Raw genomic sequence first — 7926 nt, forward strand, 5'->3', positions numbered from 1 at the left:
CAGTCTAATAATGCCTATAACATAATATTTAAATATTTCAAATAATTATATTCTAAAAATTTGAATTTCATTTGAAGTATTATCTATATTTCTAGCTTGAAATCAAAAAATACTATATTACCCAATATTACCTATAAATCCTTCAATTTTTAAATTAAATAACTTTAAGGATAGACTCTTGCTAAATGGTAGTTACAATCTAAAAAATATTTTTCCATTTCTTAATTGGTTAACCAAGCTAAATAGTCAGACTGTACAAACTGATTTAATAGCAGGTATTACCAATGCAATTATTGTATTGCCTCAAGGGGTTGCATATGCTTTGATTGCAGGTATGCCACCTGAATATGGCTTATATGCTGCGATTATCCCTGCGATTATTGCTGCCTTATTTGGCTCATCCTATCACCTTATTTCAGGGCCTACAGTTGCGATGTCTATTGTCGTATTCAGTAGCATCAGTATTTATGCTGAACCAGGTTCAAGCCAATTTATCCAAATGGCATTAACGATGACCTTTCTGGCAGGCTTATTTCAGCTTGCCTTAGGTTTGGCACGATTGGGGGCACTGGTTAATTTTGTTTCGCACTCGGTTGTTATCGGTTTCACAGCGGGTGCGGCGATTATTATTGCAACCAGTCAGCTTAAAAATGTATTTGGAGTGCACATTCCTTCGGGAGAATCGTTTATTCATACTTGGATTGAATTAATTAAAACCCTACCAGAAACTAATTTTTACGGTTTTAGTATTGCAATAATAACCTTTATCATTGCACTTGGATTTAAACGATATGCACCAAAATGGCCAGGGATGCTGTTCGCACTGGTTGTCGGTGGCTTGATGGCTTATTTTATGGGTGCTGATGCACATGGAATTAAATTAGTCGGCGAAATTCCTGCGAGTTTACCACCATTATCGATGCCAGATTTCTCAATTCAAACGATTAAACAACTTGCCCCCGGTGCATTAGCAATTGCCGTATTAGGTTTAGTTGAGGCGGTTTCTATCGCTAGGGCAGTGGCAACACGCTCAAATCAGCAGATTGATGGAAATCAAGAGTTTATTGGGCAAGGTTTGTCCAATATGGTAGGGCCTTTTTTCTCATCTTATGCCGCATCTGGTTCATTTACCCGTACAGGTGTCAACTATGAGTCTGGCGCAAAAACCCCATTGGCTGCAATTTTTGCAGGAATTTCACTCGCATTGATAGTGTTACTCATTGCACCATTGACTGCGTATATTCCGATTCCAAGCATGGCTGGGATTTTATTATTAGTGTCCTATGGACTGATCGATTTTCACCATATTAAATCCATCATGCTGACTAGCAAATCAGAAACAGCAACCTTAGTTGTCACCTTCTTAGCAACGCTCTTCCTAGAGTTGGAATTTGCGATTTATGCAGGTGTGATGCTGTCATTGGTGATTTATCTTAATCGTACCTCAAAACCTAAAATTGTGACGCTTGCACCTGATATAGATGATATTAGTCGCCGCTTTACCAATATTGAGAAAAAAGTGTTGCCACAATGTCCTCAACTCCAAGTTGAACGCCTAGATGGTTCTTTATTTTTTGGCGCAGTGAGCTACGTTAGCAAAAAATGGCAAGAAGTCACAAAAAAACACTTGCTGGTTATGAGTAGTGGTATCAATTTTGTGGATGTTGCAGGGGTAGAAACCATTGTGCAAGAAGCAAGACGTCGGCAACAAATGGGGGGCGGTTTGTATTTTGTCAATATGAAAGCAGAAGCGCGAAAGTTACTAGAAAAACCTGAGTATTCAAAAATATTTAATGATGAATATATCTTTGATTCGAAAACTGAAGCAATCCAAGCCGTTTTTATTCGTTTAGATAAAACAATCTGTAGAGAGTGTCCTCACCGCGTTTTCCATGAATGCGAAAGCATCCCTAAATCATAAGTTTGAATTCATTTTAGTTCTATAAGTGATTTATTATTTAACTCAACTTATAGGACTATTTTTAATAATCACAACTTGTTACAATCAACAGCTTGGATAATTTCTAGAAAATATAAAATATTTCAATAAGTTACATAATTTTTTGTTTTTTGTAACTCATTGATTTTATTATGTGCCTTAAAAAACTGTCCAAACCATTGTACAATGATTAGTTTACTTTTTCGCTTTGGCTCGAAGGATGTTTATGGGACGTTTAAATTTTAATCAGCCGCCCGTTAGAAAAAAGCAGGATGATATTACGATTAAAACACTGGAAGAAATCAACAAGATGCGGGTTGCTGGGCGTTTAGCAGCCGATGTATTAGTGATGATTGAACCTTTTATAAAAGAAGGGGTTACGACCAATGAAATTAATAAGCTATGTCATGACTACATGGTTCAAAAACAAAGAGTGATACCTGCACCATTGAACTATCGTGGCTTTCCAAAGTCTATTTGTACTTCAGTTAATCAGCAAGTTTGTCATGGGATTCCAAATAATAAACCACTAAAAAATGGTGATATTATCAATATTGACATTACGGTGATAAAAGATGGTTTTCATGGTGATACCAGTAAAATGTTTATCATTGGAGAGCCAACACCATTGGCTAAACGTCTAGTGCAAAGCAGTTATGATTGCTTACGAGAAGGCATTGAACAGGTGAAGCCCGGTGCGATGCTAAGCGATATTGGTAAAGCTATCCAAAAATTGGCAAAATCCCAAAAATTCAGTGTGGTACAAGATTATTGTGGCCATGGTATTGGGCGTGAGTTTCATGAACAGCCGCAAGTTTTGCATTATTATTCTAAAAAAGCCGAACCCGTCGAATTAAAATCCGGAATGACATTCACCATTGAACCGATGATTAATGCGGGTAAACATCAAGTCAAACGCCTCAGTGATGAATGGACCGTGGTGACTAAAGACCGCAGTTTGTCCTCACAATGGGAACATACGATTTTAGTGACAGAGTCTGGGTTTGAGGTGCTGACCTTACGCGAAGAAGAACAAGCGTTTGATTAAACACACGCAACCCTCTGACCAAACTAAACCGAGGCATTAGCATTTATTTGTCACAATCTTGAAACGGAAAACTCCTAGTCTCTATCATTTTTTTACATGCTTCATTACAATAGTTAAGTTCAATTAGAACAAGCTCTTTTAAAATATGCTCAAGAGGGCGCGAAAGTGGCAGATAAATCTACGAAATCTACCGTCTTGGTTGTAGATGATAACTTGGCAAATCTTGCTTTGCTCAATGGTATTTTGCAAGAGGAAGGCTTTGAGGTATTGTTGGCTAAGACGGGGCTAATGGCATTAGATATTGCTCAAGAAGCCTCCCCAGACCTGATTTTATTAGACATTACTATGCCTGGGTGGGACGGTTTTGAAACTTGTCAACACATCAAACGTATCGAAAAACTAAATACCATTCCTATTTTATTCCTTTCTGGTTTAACTAACCCCAAAGATCGCTTGCGGGCATTTAATGTCGGCGGGGTGGATTATGTCAACAAACCGTTTCAGCAAGAAGAATTATTAGCCCGTGTACGCACTCATGTTGAACTGTATCGCTTACGAGATAAATTAGAGCTGGAAATTCAAAAACGGGATAATCAACTGCTTGTTTATGCTAATAATTTAGAGCAAAAAGTGATTGAACGGACGCAAGAATTAAAACAAGCTAAAGAACAAGCTGAAACTGCCAATACGGCTAAAAGTCAATTTTTGGCCAATATGAGTCATGAATTGCGAACCCCAATGAATGCGATTATTGGTTACAGCGAAATATTAATCGAAGATGCCGAAGATTTAGGCTTTGAGGACTGTACTGATGATTTGGAAAAAATTCGCTCTGCAGGCAATCATTTACTGGGTTTAATTAACAGTGTGTTGGATTTATCTAAAATTGAATCGGGCAAGATGGAATTATTTTTAGAGCAAATTCAAGTACAAAAACTGGTTCGAGATTTAGAATTAACCGTTAAGCCTTTAATTTCTAAAAAACAAAATCAAATCAAAGTCACGGTAGACAGTAGCCTATCCTTGATTAAAACGGATATAACTAAAACCCGCCAAATATTATTAAATTTATTAAGTAATGCGGCCAAATTCACTGAAAATGGGATTATTAGCTTTAACGCGACTCAAGTGACTAAGCAAAATAGCGATTGGGTGCAATTTGAAATTCGTGATACGGGTATAGGTATGACGGCGGAGCAATTGAAAAAATTATTTCGTCCATTTACTCAAGTTGATGCCTCAACAACGCGGCGGTTTGGCGGCACGGGTTTAGGTTTAGCAATCAGCAAAGAATTTACTGACATGATGGGAGGGGCGATCCATGTTGAAAGTGAGTTTGGTGAAGGTGCAGCGTTTATTTTAACCTTACCAATCAATACAGTAGAAACCGTAGACAAAATTCATTCAGAACACGATACGATTATTGCAAAGGCGCAAGAACTACTTGAAGGTGATGGCATTGTATTGGTTATTGATGATGATAAAGTGGTGCGCGAATTATTAAAAAGCTATCTATCAAAATTAGGCTATGCGGTAGCGGTGGCAGAATCGGGTCGACAAGGTTTACAGCTAGCAAAAAAATTACGCCCTGATGCGGTTATTTTAGATGTCATGATGCCCGAAACTGATGGTTGGCATGTGTTATCTGAGCTGAAAACCGATCCATTATTGGCTGATATTCATGTGATTATGACCTCTATTGAGGAGCATCGAAACCGTGGCTATGCTTTGGGGGCAACTGATTATTTAGTTAAACCTGTGGGACGTGACCAGCTCTCTAACATTTTGGGTAAATATAAAATTGGCGCAAATAACAATGATTTAGTAATGATTGTTGATGATGATTTGATTGTCCGCGAAGCCACAGCGGAATTATTAAAATTAGAAGGTTGGCGTGTATTTAAAGCTGAAAATGGCCAAGTTGCCTTAGATCATTTGGATGATAAAAAACCCAGTTTGATTTTGCTTGATTTACTGATGCCTGTGATGGATGGTTTTGAATTCTTAGACCGAATGCGCGAAAATCCAAGTTGGAGCGATATTGCCGTGGTTGTCTTGACTTCTACTAAGTTGAGTAGCAGTGATATGCAGCGTTTACAAGGCTATGTCGAAACCATTTTCACTAAACAAACTTATGATAAAGGTGATTTATTAGAAAATATTCGTGGTTTGTTAGTCACCGCAACCGCTTCTAATCGTGAGCATGAAGAAGATAAAACCTGTTTTGAAACTGAATTTCCTCCAGCTTCGGTTTTGATGGAAGAATCTCATTGAGTAGCTCAGCTTAAAAATCACTGTTATAGTCGTTTTATTCTAAGATGATACAGGACTGGCAGTCCTAGACTTTAAAACTGATTGATATTTAAATAATAACAGAACTGCCAGTCCTCACACTCAAGATAGAATTGGCTATATAATAGATTATCAGGACTGCTCCCCTCTTACCACAATGGATAGCCCTAGCAATCTATAAAAAACAACTATCCCAATCACGCTTTTAGGCAAATAATAACTTTTGCTCAATTTCTAGTAAAATTTGTGAAACCGATTGATTTAAGAAAGATTGAATCGTGTCCTCACTTAAACTCTGTCCTGCATCTTGCACATCATCCGCTTGAATTTTTAACTTGCCCGTTTCAAGCAAATCTTGTAACACTTTCACTAAATCTGCTGGCTGCTTGCCGCCATCCAAATGTTGCAATATATGCCGAGTGGCTAAACGTAATTGATAACTGTACCCAAAATAATTTGTTACCGTTTTTCCATAATTTGCTTGCCAACGAGATAAAGGTAACCCAATCGATTTTTCTGATAAATGATGAAACGCTTGTGTATAGAGCTGCAAATGGCCTTGCAAATAAATATCTAACAAAAACTGTTTTATGTCTTCTTGTTCAGGTATTGAAATAGATTGTGATAGCTGTTGCTCGACGGATTGGATTAATTCAGAAAAAGACTGAGTTTGTGGATAAGATTCAGCCAAACAATGACATAGCACTTTTAAAAACGGCTGCTCTACTAAACTCACCACATCTGCATGATGGGTTTTAACTAAACTAGTTTCTGCAAAAAACAAGTCTTCAGTCTGTAAACGCTGCAAAGGTGCAGTAAAATACAACTTTTCCAATTGATCAACTTTAATTTCTGCACTCAACGCCAAATCCGCATGACATAAAATGCTTTCCCGATAAGCCCGATTTTTTAAGCCATCCATGTATTGCTCTTGTTGGATAATATCTGAGCTAATGTGATAAATATCGGGGAAATGGTAATTTTCTTGACAGAATTGGATATTGGCATCGGTCACATATTGCAATTGATGTTGTGCGGCGTGTTGCATAAACTGATGAAAATATGGAGTATAATTATTTGGTTCTAAATGTTCGTGGGCAAAATAATCATCTTCCAAATCAATTAAATGAGTTAGTTTTTTCTTAAATTGTAAACTGTGTTCATCAAATCGATTTTCTAGCTGTAATTGTAATTGTTTTAAAAACTGCTTGCCTTGTATTACTCGCTCACCAAAATCAGTCACTTTTTCTAAATGATAAAATAATAAATCACGTATACTCTTATCCTGTTGCCAACCCGGTAAAATATTGTAACTGATGTAAATAATGCCATTTTTTGATAATAATTTAGGCAATAATTGCATCAAATAATCACGTTCTTTGTCTCCAATCCATGAATATAAACCATGGGCAATAATATAATCAAACTGTCCTAATTCTTCAGTTAATTGCAAAATATCAGCTTGCTGAAAATAAACATTATCTAACTGGCAAAATTCTAACTTTTGTTGCGCTAAGTCAATTTGCTGCTGAGCATAATCAATCCCGATTAATTGTGCTTTTGGCATTTGCTGCGCCATAGCAATTAAATTACTGCCGCTAGCACAACCCAATTCTAAAGCCTTAGCATTCCAAATTTCAGGCGGATTTAAGCCCCGCAATGTTGCCAAAGTTGCTAAGTGATAGGGATGCGTTTGTGGATAAACATTTTCAGTATACGGTACAATATCGTAAATATTCTGGGTCATGATGAATTATTTTAAGTTCAAAAAGTTGGATATATGATGAATTTAAAGCTGTATTTAAAATGCTAAGTCATCAATTTATAATAGATGGGAATACTACAAACAATAAATAAGTTATATTTTATCCATTTGGCTATAAATAGTTTTGACATTATGACGGCTTTAAATGGTGAAAATGTGCTACATAGTGCTTATCAAGAAGTGCCTGAGCTTATCTTAACTTGACTTGTTTACCCAAATTTATTACAACGTTTACAAAGAGCCGTGCAGCTATTATGCAGTACAAATAAGCCGATACAAATACTGGCTTCTGAAGTCGGATATGAAAATAATACGGCGTTTAGCACTGCATTCAAAAAACGATTTGGTATGACACCTGTTAAGTATCGTTTCACATCCAGTTTAAATTGATATGATACTGAGATCACTTTACACGGCTGGCCAAAGGTAAAAAACACTTATTCTTTATACTTTTCAAGTATCTTTTTATTATTGAATTTCAAAGGATTACAGATATTAGATAGTATGCTCAATCACAGTACAATCTGGCATTTTCAGCAGCGTTTGTCAGAAAATGGATGAATACAGAGCTTGTTTGAATAGCTCAAAACGCAAGCACTCAACAAAATTAAACCAGCTTATATTTCATTTCGAGAGTAGCCCTTTACTCTGTTGAATTAAGCCCTTTTTATTTGAACAAAATTGTAGATACAAAACTCTGTAATTTACTGCTACAATTTGATTTTTTCCTATCTAATCGTTACAATCCATTCCCCCAAAGTGAGGAGATTATAATAAAAATGCGTCAACCATTAATAGCGGGCAACTGGAAGATGAATGGCTCAAAAGCCAGCATCGACACTTTACTTGAAGGCATTAAACAAGGCATGGGCAGTGTAGAAC

Annotated in this window: 4 protein-coding genes and 1 pseudogene; 4 read left to right on the plus strand and 1 reads right to left on the minus strand. The window is 36.7% G+C overall.

The features are described from left to right. Positions 1–178 precede the first annotated feature (178 nt). From ABXH34_RS16405 to ABXH34_RS16415, 3 genes are all read left to right on the plus strand, one after another. Positions 179–1921 carry a SulP family inorganic anion transporter gene (locus ABXH34_RS16405; RefSeq protein ID WP_353572966.1) on the plus strand — a complete coding sequence of 581 codons (1743 nt, stop codon included), beginning with the start codon at positions 179–181 and terminating at the stop codon, positions 1919–1921. Positions 1922–2165: 244 nt separating this feature from the next. Then, positions 2166–2987 carry a type I methionyl aminopeptidase gene (gene map, locus ABXH34_RS16410; protein WP_353572967.1) on the plus strand — a complete coding sequence of 274 codons (822 nt, stop codon included), beginning with the start codon at positions 2166–2168 and terminating at the stop codon, positions 2985–2987. Between the two features lie 165 nt (positions 2988–3152). Further along, positions 3153–5261 carry a response regulator gene (locus ABXH34_RS16415; RefSeq protein ID WP_353572968.1) on the plus strand — a complete coding sequence of 703 codons (2109 nt, stop codon included), beginning with the start codon at positions 3153–3155 and terminating at the stop codon, positions 5259–5261. A 223-nt stretch (positions 5262–5484) separates the two neighbouring features. Here the strand turns inward: ABXH34_RS16415 and ABXH34_RS16420 are convergent, their stop codons facing one another. Continuing rightward, complete coding sequence (locus ABXH34_RS16420) at positions 5485–7026, minus strand: methyltransferase regulatory domain-containing protein (RefSeq protein ID WP_353572969.1); 1542 nt, start codon at positions 7024–7026, stop codon at positions 5485–5487. Between the two features lie 255 nt (positions 7027–7281). On the opposite strand from ABXH34_RS16420, the pseudogene ABXH34_RS16425 reads away from it, so the two are divergent. Beyond that, positions 7282–7434, plus strand: a pseudogene (locus ABXH34_RS16425) (helix-turn-helix domain-containing protein); the annotation flags it as partial. Positions 7435–7926: the final 492 nt, after the last annotated feature.

Origin of the sequence: Candidatus Albibeggiatoa sp. nov. BB20, assembly GCA_016744725.1 — a bacterium.
In the GTDB taxonomy this organism is placed as follows: Bacteria; Pseudomonadota; Gammaproteobacteria; order Beggiatoales; family Beggiatoaceae; genus Albibeggiatoa.

Bases quoted from the DNA above. Each gene is read 5' to 3' on its own strand.
- map (WP_353572967.1), top strand. From the start codon at position 2,166: ATGGGACGTTTAAATTTTAATCAGCCGCCCGTTAGAAAAAAGCAGGAT.
- ABXH34_RS16420 (WP_353572969.1), bottom strand. From the start codon at position 7,026: ATGACCCAGAATATTTACGATATTGTACCGTATACTGAAAATGTTTAT.